The sequence below is a fragment of the Winogradskyella sp. 266wxhm genome (assembly GCF_058964685.1).
Genome location: NZ_CM179559.1, coordinates 1,532,139 through 1,549,590, shown reverse-complemented (window position 1 = coordinate 1,549,590; position 17,452 = coordinate 1,532,139). Strand labels below are relative to the sequence as shown.

Sequence of the window (17,452 nt, the reverse complement as noted above, 5' to 3'; positions counted from 1 at the left end):
AAAATGAAAAAATTTATCCTTGTGCTTTCTGTACTATGTCTTTGTTTTTCCTGTAGTAAGACATTAGACCACACGATTAATTACACTATTACTCATTCTGAAGACCACTCTAGTTTAAACATAAAAATGACTTTCCAAGCCAATGAGAACGGACAAACAACTCTATTGTTTCAAGATAAAGCTTGGGGACAAGATAGTCTGCATAATGTAATACACGATATAAAAGTACTTTCTGAACAGGCTGAAATAACGACCAATAGAGATAGTGGTTGGTATGTGATCTCGCATCCTAAAAACTTAGACCAGATTGAAGTTGAATATGCAATAAACCAAGACAGTAAAGGTGATTTAAAAACGAGACAAGCCTATAGACCTATTATTCAACCTCAATATTTTCATTTGTTTTCGCACAACTTTTTTATGCTGCCAAAGCATGTTTTAAAACAGTCGGAAGATAGTTTTAATGTCAATATTTCGTGGAGTGATTTTCCTGAGGATTATAAGCTTGTCAACAGTTTTGGAAGTGGAGAGCACCTTCAAATTATAGAAGGTATTTCGGAAGAAAAATTTCATACTGCTGTTTTTGTTGGAGGTGATTTCAGAGCACATGAGATAAACATAAATGGTAATAAAGTAGTATTTGCCAATAGAGGTGATTGGGAGGTGTTTGAGGACTCTGAGATGTTGAGTATTCTAGAAAAAACGGTTACTGCTCAACGTGAATTTTGGCAAGACAATTCTCAAAAATATTATGTGGTCACTATGATTCCAACTGTACAAGAACGCGGCAGTTCTTTCCAAGGGTCAGGATTAACCAATTCTTTTGCGACAAATGCTTCAAATAATGAGTATTTAGAAGTTTCAGGATTGGTATATCTCTTCAATCATGAGTTGCAACACAACTGGATTGGATCCTTAATCAGAAATGATGATGAAGAAAAACAATATTGGTTTAGCGAAGGATTCACAGACTATTACACTTTAAAAAACATTGCCAAGAATGAAATTTATAATTATGATGAAAGTTATTTCATCAACGAATTTAATGCGTTTGTAAAGGCGCTTTATACCAATCCAGAAAGAGAAATGCCTAACAGTGAAATGACGTATGAAAACTTTTGGAGTGGAAAAGAAGGCATTCAAAAACTACCTTATAGACGAGGTGCTTTCCTTGCATTTTACTTAGATCAAAAAATAAAACAAGATTCCGATGGTACTAAAAGTTTAGATGATGTGATGCTCGATTTTAAAAATGATGCTGAAAAAACGGAACAAAAAATTACACATGCTTATTTTATTAAAACCGTAAATAAGTACTTAAAAGAAGACTTTCAGCCATTCTTTACTAAGCACATTGAAGAAGGAAAACTCTTTGATTTTAAATCAATTTATAACGAATTAGCTTTTGAATACGAGCCAACTTCTAAAGTATTTGATTTAGGTTTTACCTTTTCAGAAGATAGAAAGCAGATAGCATCTATTGATGAAAATTCAGAAGCTTATAAAGCTGGTCTAAGACAAGGAGATTCGGTAAAAGGAATGAGTTATTACTATGATTCCATAGACCACGAAGCCGAATTCACTATTGAAAGAGAAGGTAAAGAAGTTCTGGTAAAATACTTACCCATAAAAGAAGTAGACTTGCCTAAATTATTGGATAATGATTTTAATAAATCGCATTTAGACTTTTAATATAAAGCTAAAGTTACACTATAAAGTATGGGTTTTTTATATATTTCGACTTCGAAAAGTTTATGATGAAAAACCCAAATACATTTTACAAAGCACAACTGCAAATACACCAACAAACCGCAAAGGATTTGTATAAAAAGATGGGCTTATACAGCGTGCTTAGACTTACCGTGTTTTTACTGGCAGGTTTTGGTGTGTATTTAACGTATCAGAATTGGCAAATTGCTACAGTTATTGCGGTTGTAGGTATTGCTGTGTTTTTGTTTTTATTATCGAGGTATACTGATCTAAAAACTAAACGCGAGTTACATAAACGATTGGCTATCATTAACGAAGATGAAATTAAAATAGCTTCAGGTGATTTTCATGATAGAGCAGATGGAAAAGTATTTCAAAATCCTGCTCATGCCTATAGTTTAGATATTGATTTGTTTGGAAGAGGTTCTTTCTTTCAATACATCAATAGAACAACTATAAATGAGGGCACGCAATCGCTTGTAAACTGTTTGTTGGCAAACGATATTACTAATATTGAAGCACGACAAAACGCGATTAAAGAATTAGCTGATGAGCCTGAATGGAGGCAGTATTATTCTGGAGTGGCTCAAGGTGTAAAAGTGGAAAATTCTGCAAAATCCATTATTGAATGGCTAAAGGATTACAAACCTTTTTTAACCAATACACATTATTGGTTGACCATTGGTTTTAGTGTGACTTCAGTAGCACTTTTGGTATTCGGCATAATCGAAATTATTCCTATAAAATATGCAGGTTACTGGCTGGTTTTAGGTTTAGCGATTACCGGAAGATTTTTAAAACCGATTAATAACGTTGCTCAAAATACCGAAAAAGCCAAAGACACTTTTAGGCAATATGCCTTATTACTGAAAGAAATTGAACAGAAAGAATTTCAGTCTGAGTTATTACAACAACAGCAACAAAAAATTCAATCCGAAGGTGAAAAGGCCTCAAAGATATTTACAAAATTCTCAAAAGCTTTAGATGCTTTAGATAACAGAAATAACTTCATTTCAGCCATTTTTGGAAATGGGTATTTGCTTTGGGATATTAGACAAACTTATCGTGTAGAGCAATGGATTAGCAAGTATGCGCATAAGGTTGAGGATTGGTTTGAAGTGGTAACATTTTTTGATGCGTATAACACTTTGGGGAACTATGCTTATAATCATCAAGACTTTACCTATCCTAAAATTACCACAGAAAAAATCACTATTAAGGCAAAAGATTTAGGACATCCTTTATTGAATTCAGAAAAACGAGTTAATAGCGATTTAGAACTCCTACAAGAGCAGTTTTTTATCGTAACAGGAGCCAATATGGCTGGTAAGAGTACCTTTTTAAGAACGGTTGCGTTGCATATTGTTATGGCAAATGTTGGTTTGCCAGTTTGTGCTGAAGAGAGTAAATACAAACCTATTAAACTCATTACAAGTATGCGTACTACAGATTCGTTAACAGATGATAGTTCGTACTTTTTTAGCGAGCTCACACGACTAAAATTTATTGTAGACACTATTGCTGAAGACAAAAACTATTTTGTGATTTTAGATGAAATCTTAAAAGGTACCAACTCAACAGATAAAGCCATTGGCTCAAGGAAATTTGTTGAAAAATTAGTGGGTCAAAATGCTACAGGAATTATAGCCACGCACGATTTAAGCCTTACTGAAATAGAAGCTGAACTAGAGGCTGTAAAGAACTACTACTTTGATGCTGAAATTAAAAACGACGAACTCTTTTTTGACTACAAACTAAAGAAAGGCGTTTGCCAAAACATGAATGCAAGTTTTCTTTTGAAGAAGATGGAAATTGTTTAGTTATTAATAGAAAATGTCATTCTGAACTTGTTTCAGAATCTCACTTCAAATAGAATAAACAAGATGCTGAAATAAATTCAGCATGACAAAAATTTATGACAAAAAAAACCCTTTCCAAAAACAGAAAGGGTTCTTAACCAAATACAAAAATTAATTTGAAAAAATTATTTTAGTTTTAATGAGTCTAAAGCATGATAGAAAAAATCTTTTTCATCATTCATAGACACAAATAATCCATTAGGATATTTTTTTCCAAGAGGAGTTGTTACTACATCACAACCATCCGTTTCAATAGTTGCTAAGTTGATAGCCTTTACAAAGCTATTATCACCTCGTTTGTAAATATTAAAGCTATGATTTTGCTGGTCAGATACAATAATGAAACCTTCACCGTTAGCATAGGTTGCAATGGCAATACCTTCTATATCATCTTTAAAATCTTCGGTAGCAAATAATGAAATTTCTTCACTTCCTTTTTTAGGATCAGCATAATATTTTCTTATACCAATTCCTTCATCAGAGAAATATACATAACCCATTTCGTCATCTACAGCAATGGCTTCAATTTCTTTTTGTCCACTGAAGGTCCCCATTTTACGCAATAATTTAGAATGTACGCCTAATGAATCGCTAACTAAAGCATATTGGTATAAATAACCTTCTTTAGGGCCTTCTTTTCTACTTACAAATGCAGAAATTTCAGCAGTTTCTGGGTTTCTGTATAATGCAATTCCCATTGGTCGTTTTAGGAGTACATCAGTTTCGTCTTCAAAGACTTTAAAACCACCGTTGTCTAATGGCTTCATATCTGGCACAGAAAACACACGGATTTGGTTTTTTTCTCTTTCAGTAAATACCATAATATCTGTTTCTGTAGAATCTGTTAGTTTAAAACCGTATTCTACATCAACATTATTAGGATAACTTACGCCTGTTATAGATTTTTCTTTAATTATTTTTCCGTCTAAATCAAATGCGTATACACCACCATTGGTTTCATCTTTATCAGTACCAAAAATAATACTCTTTTCAGGGTTTTTACTGTTAATCCATATAGCAGGATCATCACTATCGTGAGGTAATTTTTCGGTTTTTAATGTTGGCGCAACTTCTGGCAAACCATTTCCGCAAGAAAAAACAACTGCAGAAATGACGCCAAGTAATAATGTTTTCTTCATTTTTTATTTTTTAAATAAGTCATATTTTAAACCAAAAGTTAAACGCATGTCGTAGTATTCCATTTGCATGGTTCTGCTACTTACGCCTTGGTAATAACGTAGAGGTTGATTAGTAATGTTGTTTAGGTTAACATACAGGCTTAGGTTTTTATTAAGTGCAACATTAGCATTAAAGTCTAAGAAAAACTGCTCATCATAATATCTATCGTCAAAAGCATTACCACCTATTTCATCGATATAAGCATCAGAGAAGTTAGCTGATAAACGTAAGCTGAATTTTTTACCAGCATAGCCTAACGAACCATTAAACATGTTTGGTGATGTTTGAGGTAAATCTAAATCTGTACGCTCTTCACCATCTTCGTTGCGGATACCATCTGCACTAGATGTTAAGTACGTGTAGTTTAAATAAATACTGAAATTCTTAGCAAAACCAGGTAAGAAATCTAAACGGCGTTGGAAAGATACTTCTGCACCAAACACTGAAGCGTCATCACCATTTAAAGGTTGATAAACTTGGTAACCTTCTTCATCTTCAGATTGGAAAATATAAGTGAAGTCAGATATACTTTTGTAGAATAATCCACCAGAAACAATACCAACAGACTTAAAGTAATGCTCTGCCATAAAATCAAAGTTCATAGATGTAGTTGGATCTAATTCTGAGTTTCCTAAGAAAATTTCTCTATCTTCATTACTTATTTCTCTGTAAGGCACTAAGTCTACATAGTTTGGTCTTGCTAAAGTGTTTGTCCATGCAAAACGAAGAATAGTATTATCTGTTACGTTATACTTAAGGTGAACACCAGGTAATATGTTAGTGTAAGAGTTTTTATCATTTACATCTGCAATACCTTCAACGTCACCATCTTCATTAAAAACAAGTTCGTTACCTGTACTTTCAATAGAAGTGTGTTCTAACCTAACACCAGCCAAAACACTAAATTTGTCTGTGATGTTTTGGTTAAGCATAGCGTAACCAGCATAGACGTTTTCATCTACATCAAAATTTGCTGTAGCATATTCTTCAGGTAAATCTTCTCCTTCAAACAGGTCTGTATTATTTAAGTTTAAACTTCCTATAAATTCTGGACTAGCAAAGCTACCTACTTGATATTGGCTACCAGCTAAATAATCAGAATCAGAATAGTCTCTTGTAGGTACCATACCTAAAAATTCTAGAGCACCAGTTTCGTCACTGTATTCAGTGAAGTCGTTGTCTCTGTTTTTGTTCTTTAATCTTGCTTTTGCACCAAATTTTAAGAAACCATCCTCACCATCAATAATAGATAATGGAGCTTGAGCATTTACAAAAAAATTGAAGTCTTTTTCTTCAGTATATTGGTTTTCTTCTGAAATCTCACTAAGTTCAAAATCTTCAAAGCTAGAATCTATTGCACTTACAGGAGAGAAATATGGCTTGTCTTGGTTATTGTTGAAATTAATGGCATACTCGCTTTCATATTCTAAATAACGTTCGTTTAAACGCTCTTCTGAAGCTTTAGAGAAAGATGCCATCCAGTCTAATTGTAAGTTACCTAATAAGTGTTCACCACCTAGACTGTAGTTTTGCATACGTTGGTCTTCTAAACGCGCATTTTTGGTTCTGCCACCACTAATACCGCCTTTAGATTGGCGTTTTACTTCAGCAGGAAACATTGTTAAGTTACCATTTCCATCTACTGAGAAGTCTCCAAGACCAATATCCTCACCATCTAAAATTTCATGCTCTAATCTAAAGCGATTTTCTCTATCATCTCTCCAGTTATAAATAGATTTAAAGTAGATATTGTTATTATCGTTTAATTTATAATCAAAGTTTGCAGAAAAACTTCTACGTACACGTTGTACTAAATATTCTCTGATTTCAAAAACATTTGCATAAGGATTTACATCGACTTCAGTTAAGTTATCTTCGTCACCGAATTCATTAAATTCAAACTCGTCTGTCCATTCAGCTTCAACGTTATCACTTCCAAAGTCGTTATCGTTAATAGATGCAGAAACCATCCAACCGAATTTGTCATTTTTACTTCTGTCACCAACTAAGAAAGATCCGTTTAAAATTCTTTTGTCTGTGATAAAGTTAAGACCAGAACCAGCAGTGGCAGACAAACGAAAACCTTGAGGCGATGTACGTGTAATTAAGTTTACAGAACCACCAAGAGCATCTGCATCCATATCTGGAGTTACAGCTTTATTTACTTCGATAGTTTGGATCATATCCGAAGGAATTAAATCCATCTGAACGTTACGGTTATCACCTTCAGCAGAAGGAATTCTACTTCCGTTTAAGGTTACAGAGTTCAATTGAGGAGCAAGACCACGAACAATAATGTTACGTGCTTCACCTTGATCTACCTGCATTGTAATACCAGGAATACGTTTTACAGCATCACCAATATTGGCATCTGGAAATTTACCGATTTGGTCTGTAGATACTACGTTAGTAATGTTTTGTTTATTCTTTTGCGTGTTTAAGGCTCTAGCTTGTCCGCTAAGACCATAGCCACTAATCATAACTTCTTCTAAAGCAGTATCTTCAGAGTTTAGTGTAAAGTTTAGAGTTACAGTTTCGTCAGCAACTACAGTAACTTCTTTGTTAATATCGGCATAGCCAAGGTACTCTACAGTTAATGTATAAGTTCCTTCAGGAATGTTAACTAAGGTATATTTACCATTAAAGTCTGTAGTAGTTCCCTTTTTTAAAGATAATATAGCAACGGTAGAACCAGGAATGGTTAATCCATTCTCATCTGAAATCGTACCTTGAATATTACCAGTTTGCGCATAACCTGTATAGGCTAATATCGTAATTAGTAAAAGTGTAAAATAATGTTTCATTAGAGGGTTGATTTTGTTTGAGACAAAACTAGAATGAAACCCTTTTTTTTACCTGAAGCTATTGTTAACAAAAAGTAATAGAACCCTGTAAAATGGCTATAAAACAAGGCAACATTTACACTGGCTTAACATTTGGAAAAGATTTGAGAAATATAAATTATAAATTGAGTAAATAGGCTTGAAGATCATCGTTAGAATCTAAGGGAAGCTTTTTTCTTAATCTGTAACGCGCAATTCTAACACTATCTGGAGTAATGTGAAGAATATCTGCTATTTCTTTAGATGATAAATTAAGCCTTAGCAGCATGCAAAGTCGCATCTCGGAAGACGAAAGTTTTTTTAGTGCGATTTTTTTAATGATTTTGAAAAAATCTGGATGAATTTGTCCAAAATAGCCCATAAGTTCTGTCCACTCGTTATTTTGGTTAAGATCTTGTTCAATGTCTTTTACTAAGTGTTTTAATTTCTTTTGAACAAGTTCATTATTTCTTCCCTGTATTTTGGTTAATGTTTTTGAAACATCTGACAGCATTTTGTTTTTATGAGCAATATGAAGACTGTAATTAGTAAGAGAGGATACTTTTATGTCTATTTCACGCTTTAAGGCTTCTTCTGCGGCGGTTTTCTTATCTAAATCTGCCTGAAGTAATTGTTGTTGGTATTCTAAAATATGCTTTTCATGTTTTCGTCTTTTTTTCCAGTAAATAAAACCTACTATTAATGCCAGAATTATTGCTCCTGTAGTTATCAAAATAACATATTGGCGTACTTTATTTATTTGATTTTCTTTATTCAGTAGTTTAACTTCCGCCTCTTTTTCCTTAACATCATAAAGTACTTGCATGGCACTAACCATTTCAGTATTATTTCTTTTGAGCTCTTTTTCATTTACAATACTTTGATTGTTGAGGTAGTTGTAGGCTTTTTCAAAATCTCCTGTTCTTGCATAGGTTCTTGCAAGATCTTTTAAGGCACTTTCAATTTGAGACGCATTATTAGTTTGTTGTGCTAATTTTAGTGCTTCTTCTGTGTAGCGGAGAGCTTTTTCAAAATTTTTGGTCTTACGGTTGGCATCACCAAGATTATTTATAATGTTTATCTGTAAATTTGAGTTACTATGCTTCGCAAATTCATGTGCTTTTTTAAAATAACTCAATGCAAGATCATATTGTTCTAGGTCTTCATAAATACTTCCAATGTTTTCGTTTACCGTTGCAAGACCAGTACTGTCATTTAGCTTTTTAAAAATAGCAAGACTTATATTTTGATGTTTTAAAGCATTGTCATAATCACTTTGTTTTTCAGCAATACTACCTAATAAGGCATTTGCTTCTGCTTTACCCTTTTCATAGCCGATAGTTTTAGAAAGTTTGAGACTTATATGTGAGTATTTTTTAGCTTCATTAAACTTTTTAAGGTCGAGATCTATAGAAGCCAGTGCGCTATAAACGTATACAGAGCTAGAGTCTTGTTTTTTTTGAATATCTAAATAAGCCTGATAGTTCTTTAATGCTTCTGCATAAAGCTCAATATTCTTGAAGAAATTTCCAAGATCAATATAGGTTTTGGCTATTTTTTGAGTGTTTGATTCTGCTTTTGCAGATTCTAGTCTATCTTTTAATTTGTATAATTGTTGGTCTAACTGTTCATTATTTTTTAAAGACTGCGAATTGGCAATTCCGGAAATTAAAAGATATATAAAAAAAAGGGTTTTGTGAAAACTCAAGATCGCTTTATTTTAAACTCATAAATAAACGCAACCAATGTTATTTAAACCTGTAATTTTTATGATGAAAATGTTATCAAATAAAAAAGCGGTTAGAAATTTTCTAACCGCTTTAATTTATTTTATTAAGAAACTAGTTTCTTAAGCTTCAAATGGAGCTATAGAAACATAAGACTTATTGTCTTTCTTCTTAGTAAATGTTACAATACCATCAACTTTAGCATGTAAAGTGTGGTCTTTTCCTTGGTATACGTTTTCACCTGGGTGGTGAGTGTTACCTCTTTGTCTTACGATTATGTTCCCTGCAACAGCAGCTTGACCACCAAAAATCTTTACACCTAAGCGTTTCGATTCTGATTCTCTACCGTTTTTAGAACTACCAACTCCTTTTTTATGAGCCATTGTCTTAAGGTTTTATTTTGTTAATATTAATGGATTAGAAAAATTACTTTTCAATTCCACCGTCTAATTTGTCTTGTAATTCTTTTAATTCGTCCCACTTACCATCAGCAGCTAATTTAGCTTGCTTTGGCCAAGTATCTGTAACGATGTGAGCTAATCTAGAGCTAGCTTCAGAAAGAACATTACTTAATTCTTCTGGAGTTGCTTTAGCTACTTTAGCAAAAGTTTCATATCCAGCGTTTACTAAAGCTTCAGCAGCTTTTGGTCCAGCACCTTCAATTTTCTTTAAATCATCAGCTTTACCAGTTGCTTTTTTAGCTGCTGCTTTAGGAGCGGCTTTTTCAGCTTTAGGTTCAGCCTTTTTAGTTTCCTTCTTAGGAGCAGCTTTCTTAGCTCCAGAAGTAGTAATACCTTCAATTACGATTTCAGTTAAGGCTTGTCTGTGACCGTTTTTTACACGGTAACCTTTACGTCTTTTCTTTTTGAAAACTATTACTTTGTCACCTTTAAGGTGCTTTAAGACTTTTGCACTTACTTGTGCTCCGTCTATAGCTGGGGCGCCAACAGTTACATTGTCACCATCACCTATTAAAAGAACGTTGTCAAAATCAACGTTTTTACCTTCTTCAGTAGATAAACGGTTAACAAAAACTTTTTGGTCTTTTGCAACTTTAAATTGCTGCCCTGCTATCTCTACAATTGCGTACATAGCGTAACGTTTTTATTAATTTGTTTGTTAATTAAAAAGCCTCCTTTTCAGAAAGCGGATGCAAATATAGTTCTAAATTCTTAATCTACAAACGTTTTAAGGCTTTTCAGTACCATTTCGTGCTTATTTGCTGAGGATTTTATAGTTCCTTCAAAAATGAGAAAGCTTTTTTATATAGTTTTCACATTTTATTATGTTAAAAAGCGGAATCATTCCTTATTTTTGTGGGGCTTCGTGTAACATTTTACACTCAACTAATACAAACACTAGTAGAATTTAAATTTTAAAAAACATTTTAATAATGAAAAAAAGCTTATTTACTCTTTCGCTTTTAGCGTTAGTTGGATTTGGTTCCAATGCGCAACAAGTAGAGTTTGAAGAGTACAATTTAGATAATGGGATGCATGTTATTTTGCATCAAGATAATTCGGCACCAGTTGTAACAACATCAGTTATGTATCACGTAGGTGCTAAGGATGAAAATCCAGAACGTACAGGATTTGCACACTTTTTTGAACATTTATTGTTTGAAGGTACAGAGAATATTGAAAGAGGTGAGTGGTTTACAATAGTAACATCTCAAGGAGGAAGTAATAATGCAAATACCACAGATGATAGAACGTATTATTATGAAGTTTTTCCATCAAATAGTGTTGAGTTAGGTCTTTGGATGGAGTCTGAGCGTTTAATGCACCCAATTATTAATCAAATTGGTGTAGATACTCAGAATGAAGTTGTAAAAGAAGAAAAGCGACTTCGTGTAGATAACCAACCTTATGGAAATCTTTTGGCAGAAGTAAAAAAACGTCTGTTTAAAGTTCATCCTTATAAAGGGACAACCATTGGTGAAATGGAGCATTTAGATGCAGCTACTTTAGAGGAGTTTCAAGCATTCAATAAAAAATTCTATGTGCCAAACAATGCTGTATTGGTTGTAGCTGGTGATATTGATAAGGCTGAGGTAAAGAAAATGATTAAGGAATACTTTGGGCCTATTCCAAGAGGTGAAGAAATTACAAGAGATTTACCAAAAGAAGAGCCAATTACAGAAGCTATTAAAGGAACAGCTTATGATTCTAACATTCAAATACCAGCAGTAATAGCTGCTTATAGAACTCCTTCTTTTAAAGAAAGAGATGCTTATGTGTTAGATATGATTTCTAGTTACCTAAGTGGTGGTAAAAGTTCGGTTTTATACAAGAAAATGGTAGATGAGCAAAAACAAGCTCTAGCTGTACAAGCTGTAAACATAAGTCAAGAAGATTATGGTGTTTATGCTTTATTTGGTTTGCCATTAGGTGAAGTTTCTTTAGACACGTTAGTAGCAGAGATGGATGAAGAAATCGTAAAGATTCAAACAGAATTAATTTCTGAGCGTGATTACCAAAAACTTCAAAATCAATTTGAGAATGACTTTGTAAGCTCAAATTCTAGTATTTCTGGTATTGCAAATTCTTTAGCACGTTACTACATGTTATATGATGATGTAAATCTTATCAATAATGAAATTGATATTTACCGTTCAATAACAAGAGAAGAAATCAGAGACGTTGCCAAAAAGTACTTAAATCCTAACCAAAGATTAGTACTTGAGTATTTACCAAAAAAAGATGAACAATAAGATGAAAACAAATTTTAATATGAAAGCTAAAATACCTGCATTTATTGTATTGTTTTTAATGGCAGTAGGCGTAAATGCACAAATAGATAGATCGGTAATGCCAAAACCGGGACCAGCACCTAAAATTACTTTAGAGGTTCCTGATGAGTTTGAGCTTAAGAACGGAATCAAAGTTCTTGTAGTTGAAAACCACAAATTACCAAGAGTATCTTATACTTTAACAATAGATAATAAGCCTATTACGGAAGGTAAAAAAGCTGGTGTTTCTAGCTTACTTTCTGCAATGTTAGGAAACGGAACAACAACCATTTCAAAAGATGAGTTTAATGATGAGATTGACTTTTTAGGAGCAAGCTTATTTTTTGGAGCTCAAAGTGCTTACGCAAGCTCATTAACTAAATATTCTGATAGAATAGTTGAATTAATGGCAGATGCAGCAATGAATCCTTTATTAACAAAGGAGGAGTTTGAAAAGGAAAAAGAAAAGTTACTAGAAAGCTTAAAATCTGAAGCAAAAAGTGTTGACGCTATAGCTGGGAGAGTTGGTGGAGCTTTGTCTTATGGTAAAAAACACCCTAGAGGTGAATTTACAACTGAAGAAACTGTTAACAATGTTGAGTTTGGTGATGTATTAGCATTCTATGAAAAATACTTTAATCCAAACAATGCTTATATCGTTGTTGTAGGAGATGTTAAAAGTAGAGATGTTAAGAAACAACTAAGCAAGTATTTTGGTAAGTGGGAGGAAGCAGCCGGTGTAGATGTTACAATCCCTGAGCCTGCACCAAATGCACAATACACACAGATTAATTTTGTGGATATGCCAAACGCTGTTCAGTCTAATATTTCTTTGACTAACAATGTAGATTTAAAAATGAATGACGAAGATTATCATTCAGTTTTAATTGCTAATAAAATTTTAGGTGGTGGTTTTAATAGTTACCTAAATATGAATTTAAGAGAAGAGCATGGTTATACTTATGGTGCGCGTTCTAACGTAGGAACAAGCAGATGGAATGCTTCACGTTTTACTGCTGGTGCTTCTGTAAGAAATGCTGTTACTGATAGTGCTGTTGTTGAAACTTTAAAGGAAATCAACCGTATCAAAACTGAACCAGTAGAAACAGATGCTTTAACAAACGCAAAAGCTAAGTATGTTGGTGATTTTGTTTTGGCTTTAGAGCGTCCGCAAACTATTGCTAACTATGCTTTAAATATCAAGCTTAACGATTTACCGAAGGATTTTTACTCAACTTATTTAGAAAAAATCAATGCAGTAACAAAAGAAGACGTTCAGCGTGTAGCTAATAAGTATTTCAAGACTGAAAATGCTCGTGTAATTGTAGTTGGTAAAGGAAGTGAAGTATTAGAAAACCTTGAAAAAACAGGAATCCCTATCAAGTATTATGATACTTATGCAGAACCAACTGAAAAGCCAGTTTTTTCTAAGCCAATTCCAGAAGGTGTTACAGCTCAATCAGTAATTAAAGGTTATATTGCTGCTGTTGGAGGAGAAGACAACCTTAAGAATGTTAATACTGTTTTAATGAATGCCGATGTTACAATTCCTGGTGCACCATATAAGCCAACAGCTGTTATGAAACAAATGGCACCAAACAAATCTTCTATGGAACTAATGATAGAAGGTATGGGAACTGTTATGAAACAAAATTTTGATGGTGAAAATGGTTACCAAGAAGGTCAAGGTCAAAAAATTCCTATGGGTGAAACTGAGGTAAACTCTAGAAAAGAAGAAAAAGGATTATACCCAGAACTGTATATAGATGCTTCAACAATCACTTTAGAAAGTGTTGCAACTATTGAAGGAAAAGACGTCTATAAAATTAGTGTAGCCAATTCAGATGGTCCAGCAGATGTAAGATACTATGATGTTGAAACTGGATTCTTAGTGAGAACTGAAGAAACTTCAGAAGCTAGTGGGCAGTCGATTGTTACAGTGACTGACTTTTCAGACTATAAAGAAGTAAATGGTGTAATGATGCCAAATACTATGAAAGTTACAACAGGACCACAAAGTTTTGAATTTAATATGACAGATATTAAAATAAACGAAGGGGTAACTGAAGAAGATTTCAAATAATAGATACCACCTATAATAAAAAAGCCGAAGTTTAAACTTCGGCTTTTTTTGTATGATTATTTTCTTCTATTAGCTAAATAGACACCTAATAATATAAGCAAAGTAGCTAGAGCTTGTATCAGACTAAATGATTCTCCATCTAATGTTCCCCAAATTAATGCTGTTATAGGAATAATATAAGTTACAGAAGATGCAAAAACAGGAGTAGACATCTGAACTAGCTTATTAAAAAGAACTTTGGCCATAGCCGTACCAAAAATAGAAAGGATTAATAAATACAGTAAAGCTTTTGGCAATGCGGTATTATTTAATGTTTCACTAGAAAAGAAATCAGTAAACAAAAGGACTATAAATGCAGGTAAAATTATAAATGCGTAGTTACCAGAAGCAATAGCCAAGGGTTTCACATTTTGTAAATAACGCTTTATAATATTCACATTTGCTGCATACATTAAGGTAGAGACAATAACAAAAAGAGCAAATAGGTAATTTTGATTCGGGTTTAATTCAGAGCCTTTATATATCAATATACAAGTTCCTATAAAACCTATTATTACACCAATAATCTGACGTTTTGTTGAAGCTATTTTAAAAACAGCAAAACCAAATAGTATAGTGTTTAAAGGAACTAATGAATTTAATATTGAAACAACAGCGCTATCAATTTGAGTTTCGGCAATAGCAAATAAAAATCCAGGAAAAAATGAGCCTAAAAAACCAGATAAAGCAATCCATTTCCATTTGTTTTTGTTGACAGTTTTCAATTTCCTATAACCAACAACTAATAATATTATTCCTGTTATTATAGTTCTTAATGCTCCAAGTTGATATGGTGTAAGACCAATAAGAGATTTTTTGATCAGAATAAATGAACTTCCCCAAATAATTGAAAGAACAATTAGGTAGACCCATTTTAAATTAAGGTTTTTCATACAAAAACTACTGAAAGTAATCACAAAAATCGTTAATTATTTCGCAGAAAACATCAATATTTATTAGATTTATCCAAATTTTTAATCCAAATAAATACATTACAATGTTTATTAAAAATATTTTTCTTGTTGCAATTATAACTGTAGCACTTACATCTTGTAAAAATCAATCAGAGCCTGAAGTAAAAACTGTAGGTATTGAAGTTTCTGAAAAAGATGTGGCTCAAAATTTAGATCCAAATGCTACTTACGCTAAAGTGGAATTTAATATTGAAGGTATGACTTGTGCTATGGGTTGTGCTAAGACTATTGAAAAGAAAGTGGCTAAAATGGAAGGTGTAAAATCTGCAAAAGTAGATTTTGATAAAAAGTTAGCTATGGTAGAATATGATGAGGCTAAAGTTACTCCTAAATCTATTGAAGCTACTGTGGCAAAAGTAGGTGAAGTATATAAGGTAAAAGATATGAAAGTTGTTGAAGACTTTAAATCTGAGAAATAAAGAATAAAAAATTATAAAACATAATAAACGCTATCAATTTTTTGATAGCGTTTTTTTTATTGTGCTTGTAGAATAATTAAGGCTAAAGCAATACAGCCAAAAGGTAAAAGCCATAACAAATAAATGGATGTTTGCTTAGACTTCATTTTTGCATTTAAAACATTCCTTCTCTTACCGTTGTAACGCATCCAGTTTTTAAAAATGATGAAAAGGGAAACCACTGCGAAAAGTACCCAAAACTTAGTAGAAGACATTATAACTAACTTCATCTGCGATGCAAACACTATTAAGAAAGATCCTAAAAGAAGAACAATAGACGCTTCTAAAAGATTGATATAAATTGATGCTAACTTTAGGCTCCTTTTACCTAATCCTTTCTTCTTATAAGAATTGAGAATAGAAATGTAATATGTGTCTAGCATAAAAACCTTAAGAAAAAAACAAAAACCTGCAGTAAGCAGGTTTTTGTACTTAATAACTTATATATTTTAAAGTCCTAAAACAGTTACGTTGTCTAGTTCAAAAGTTGCAGCAGCAGACGATGTAGATGTGTATTTAAAAGCGATATACAACATTTGTCCATCAGCAGCAGAAACATCAACATTTCCTGAGTTAGTCCATGTGTTCCAGCTATTAGCATTTGGGTCCATAGTAGCGTCTAGCATAGTCCAAGTTCCGCTAGTGTTTGGATCTCCACCAGAATAATCTGTAGACATGTAAACTTCTAAATCATTACCATCATACCTTTTATCTGTTTCAAAGAAAAAGAAAGTGTTTGTTACACCAGATAAATCAATAGCATTAGAGATTAACCAATCTTCATTTTCTTGTGCACCACTAGAGTAACCATTCATATATGCACTAGGTGCAGGGTTTCCAAAGTTAGTAGTTCCCCATATCTGAGCACCAGTTACGTTATAAGTAGACCAATTGTTTAGGTTGTTATCAAATCCGTCTTCGAATACTACTGTAAAATCATTAATATCAAGAGGTGTACATCTATCACTTTCAAAATCTACATCATTAGTATTATTTAAGAGTAATACTAAATTATCACCTCCAAAAGATTTTAATACAACTGCAGTAATAGTACCACCGTTTTGTGTAGGAAGTGGAGTGTAATAAAAATTAGCAAAAGAGCTAGTCTCTAATAAGAAGTTTGAGTATCCAAAACCTTCACAAGATTGAATTGTTCTTTGTGTATCAAAATCTTGTGTTGGGTCACCATAAGTACTACCGCTTAAGCTTTCAGGGAATTCAACATCATATGATGTAACAAGCATACCAACGTGACTTTCATTTATTTCAGATAAATTTAATTCTAATGGCACCATTGTTTCTGTTGTACCGGATCTAAGAATTTTTGTTGGAATTTGGTTTGCTGTAAACTGACCTACTTCATCCTCGTCTGGCATACCTCCAATAGAAATTACTTCGTTAGAGTTGTAACCAAGGTACATATCCTTTAGCTTAACATATACTTCGCGACCTACATTGAATTGGTTGTAAGAGTCAACTTGATTTAAAATAACACCAATTGCAGCTGTTGGATTTTCTGGTGAATCTTGCATATAAAATTCCTTGTAGAAATTACCAGTAGCATCAGATGAAGTTACATAACCTTTTACTACAAGATTATCAGGAATTTGAATAAAGTGGTCATAGTCAAAACCGCTTTGTCCAGCCTCATAAGTTTCATATAGTAATTTTAAGTCAGCTATTGATACTTCTTCATATTCAGGTTCTTCTGAATTAAGATCATCTAAAATTTCGTTCAATAATCTATTCTCTTCCTCTCCTAGGCTATTAGGAATGCTGTAGTCGTCATCTTCCACACAAGATGTAATAGCAATACTTACAAAGGCAGCAAGTAAAAGTGTTAGTAATTTAGTTGTTTTCATAATTTGAA

General features: G+C 32.9%; 13 protein-coding genes. 5 read left to right on the top strand and 8 right to left on the bottom strand.

Annotated features, from left to right (window positions below; translation table 11 throughout):
* The first annotated feature begins 3 nt into the window (after window positions 1-3).
* Together AC2H4K_RS06715 and AC2H4K_RS06710 are read left to right on the top strand one after the other, a co-directional pair.
* Window positions 4-1,692 carry a M1 family aminopeptidase gene (locus AC2H4K_RS06715; protein ID WP_281140531.1) on the top strand — a complete coding sequence of 563 codons (1,689 nt, stop codon included), beginning with the start codon at window positions 4-6 and terminating at the stop codon, window positions 1,690-1,692.
* 65 nt (window positions 1,693-1,757) lie between these two features.
* Window positions 1,758-3,530, top strand: a complete 1,773-nt coding sequence (locus AC2H4K_RS06710; protein WP_281140530.1) for a MutS-related protein — start codon at window positions 1,758-1,760, stop codon at window positions 3,528-3,530.
* 164 nt (window positions 3,531-3,694) lie between these two features.
* On the opposite strand, the gene AC2H4K_RS06705 is transcribed toward AC2H4K_RS06710, so the two are convergent.
* From AC2H4K_RS06705 to rplU, 5 genes are all read right to left on the bottom strand, one after another.
* Window positions 3,695-4,708, bottom strand: coding sequence for a phytase (locus tag AC2H4K_RS06705; RefSeq protein ID WP_281140529.1), 1,014 nt, complete (start codon window positions 4,706-4,708; stop codon window positions 3,695-3,697).
* A 3-nt stretch (window positions 4,709-4,711) separates the two neighbouring features.
* Window positions 4,712-7,552: a TonB-dependent receptor gene (locus AC2H4K_RS06700; protein WP_281140528.1), complete on the bottom strand. Its 2,841-nt coding sequence runs from the start codon at window positions 7,550-7,552 to the stop codon at window positions 4,712-4,714.
* Between the two features lie 157 nt (window positions 7,553-7,709).
* A complete protein-coding gene (locus tag AC2H4K_RS06695) occupies window positions 7,710-9,278 on the bottom strand; it encodes a tetratricopeptide repeat protein (protein ID WP_281140527.1) in 1,569 nt (522 codons plus the stop codon).
* 141 nt (window positions 9,279-9,419) lie between these two features.
* Window positions 9,420-9,680, bottom strand: coding sequence for a 50S ribosomal protein L27 (gene rpmA / locus AC2H4K_RS06690; RefSeq protein ID WP_243473561.1), 261 nt, complete (start codon window positions 9,678-9,680; stop codon window positions 9,420-9,422).
* Window positions 9,681-9,723: 43 nt separating this feature from the next.
* Window positions 9,724-10,389: a 50S ribosomal protein L21 gene (rplU, locus tag AC2H4K_RS06685; RefSeq protein WP_281140526.1), complete on the bottom strand. Its 666-nt coding sequence runs from the start codon at window positions 10,387-10,389 to the stop codon at window positions 9,724-9,726.
* A gap of 301 nt (window positions 10,390-10,690) precedes the next feature.
* On the opposite strand from rplU, the gene AC2H4K_RS06680 reads away from it, so the two are divergent.
* The gene (locus AC2H4K_RS06680) at window positions 10,691-12,010 is read left to right on the top strand and encodes a M16 family metallopeptidase (protein WP_281140525.1); all 1,320 of its coding nucleotides are present in this window, start codon (window positions 10,691-10,693) and stop codon (window positions 12,008-12,010) included.
* Between the two features lie 19 nt (window positions 12,011-12,029).
* Window positions 12,030-14,111, top strand: a complete 2,082-nt coding sequence (locus AC2H4K_RS06675; RefSeq protein WP_281140524.1) for an insulinase family protein — start codon at window positions 12,030-12,032, stop codon at window positions 14,109-14,111.
* Between the two features lie 56 nt (window positions 14,112-14,167).
* Here AC2H4K_RS06675 and AC2H4K_RS06670 read toward each other — a convergent pair whose 3' ends face one another.
* Window positions 14,168-15,043 (bottom strand): DMT family transporter, encoded by an 876-nt coding sequence (locus AC2H4K_RS06670; RefSeq protein ID WP_281140523.1) that lies wholly within the window; start codon window positions 15,041-15,043, stop codon window positions 14,168-14,170.
* Between the two features lie 104 nt (window positions 15,044-15,147).
* Here AC2H4K_RS06670 and AC2H4K_RS06665 point away from each other — a divergent pair, with 104 nt between their 5' ends.
* The gene (locus AC2H4K_RS06665) at window positions 15,148-15,543 is read left to right on the top strand and encodes a heavy-metal-associated domain-containing protein (RefSeq protein WP_281140522.1); all 396 of its coding nucleotides are present in this window, start codon (window positions 15,148-15,150) and stop codon (window positions 15,541-15,543) included.
* A 56-nt stretch (window positions 15,544-15,599) separates the two neighbouring features.
* On the opposite strand, the gene AC2H4K_RS06660 is transcribed toward AC2H4K_RS06665, so the two are convergent.
* Together AC2H4K_RS06660 and AC2H4K_RS06655 are read right to left on the bottom strand one after the other, a co-directional pair.
* Window positions 15,600-15,965: a hypothetical protein gene (locus tag AC2H4K_RS06660; protein WP_281140521.1), complete on the bottom strand. Its 366-nt coding sequence runs from the start codon at window positions 15,963-15,965 to the stop codon at window positions 15,600-15,602.
* Window positions 15,966-16,031: 66 nt separating this feature from the next.
* Window positions 16,032-17,444: a DUF5689 domain-containing protein gene (locus AC2H4K_RS06655; RefSeq protein WP_281140520.1), complete on the bottom strand. Its 1,413-nt coding sequence runs from the start codon at window positions 17,442-17,444 to the stop codon at window positions 16,032-16,034.
* Between the last annotated feature and the right edge of the window lie 8 nt (window positions 17,445-17,452).

Bases quoted from the DNA above. Each gene is read 5' to 3' on its own strand.
- AC2H4K_RS06715 (WP_281140531.1), top strand. From the start codon at position 4: ATGAAAAAATTTATCCTTGTGCTTTCTGTACTATGTCTTTGTTTTTCC.
- AC2H4K_RS06710 (WP_281140530.1), top strand. From the start codon at position 1,758: ATGAAAAACCCAAATACATTTTACAAAGCACAACTGCAAATACACCAA.
- AC2H4K_RS06705 (WP_281140529.1), bottom strand. From the start codon at position 4,708: ATGAAGAAAACATTATTACTTGGCGTCATTTCTGCAGTTGTTTTTTCT.
- AC2H4K_RS06700 (WP_281140528.1), bottom strand. From the start codon at position 7,552: ATGAAACATTATTTTACACTTTTACTAATTACGATATTAGCCTATACA.
- rpmA (WP_243473561.1), bottom strand. From the start codon at position 9,680: ATGGCTCATAAAAAAGGAGTTGGTAGTTCTAAAAACGGTAGAGAATCA.
- rplU (WP_281140526.1), bottom strand. From the start codon at position 10,389: ATGTACGCAATTGTAGAGATAGCAGGGCAGCAATTTAAAGTTGCAAAA.
- AC2H4K_RS06680 (WP_281140525.1), top strand. From the start codon at position 10,691: ATGAAAAAAAGCTTATTTACTCTTTCGCTTTTAGCGTTAGTTGGATTT.
- AC2H4K_RS06675 (WP_281140524.1), top strand. From the start codon at position 12,030: ATGAAAGCTAAAATACCTGCATTTATTGTATTGTTTTTAATGGCAGTA.
- AC2H4K_RS06670 (WP_281140523.1), bottom strand. From the start codon at position 15,043: ATGAAAAACCTTAATTTAAAATGGGTCTACCTAATTGTTCTTTCAATT.
- AC2H4K_RS06665 (WP_281140522.1), top strand. From the start codon at position 15,148: ATGTTTATTAAAAATATTTTTCTTGTTGCAATTATAACTGTAGCACTT.
- AC2H4K_RS06660 (WP_281140521.1), bottom strand. From the start codon at position 15,965: ATGCTAGACACATATTACATTTCTATTCTCAATTCTTATAAGAAGAAA.
- AC2H4K_RS06655 (WP_281140520.1), bottom strand. From the start codon at position 17,444: ATGAAAACAACTAAATTACTAACACTTTTACTTGCTGCCTTTGTAAGT.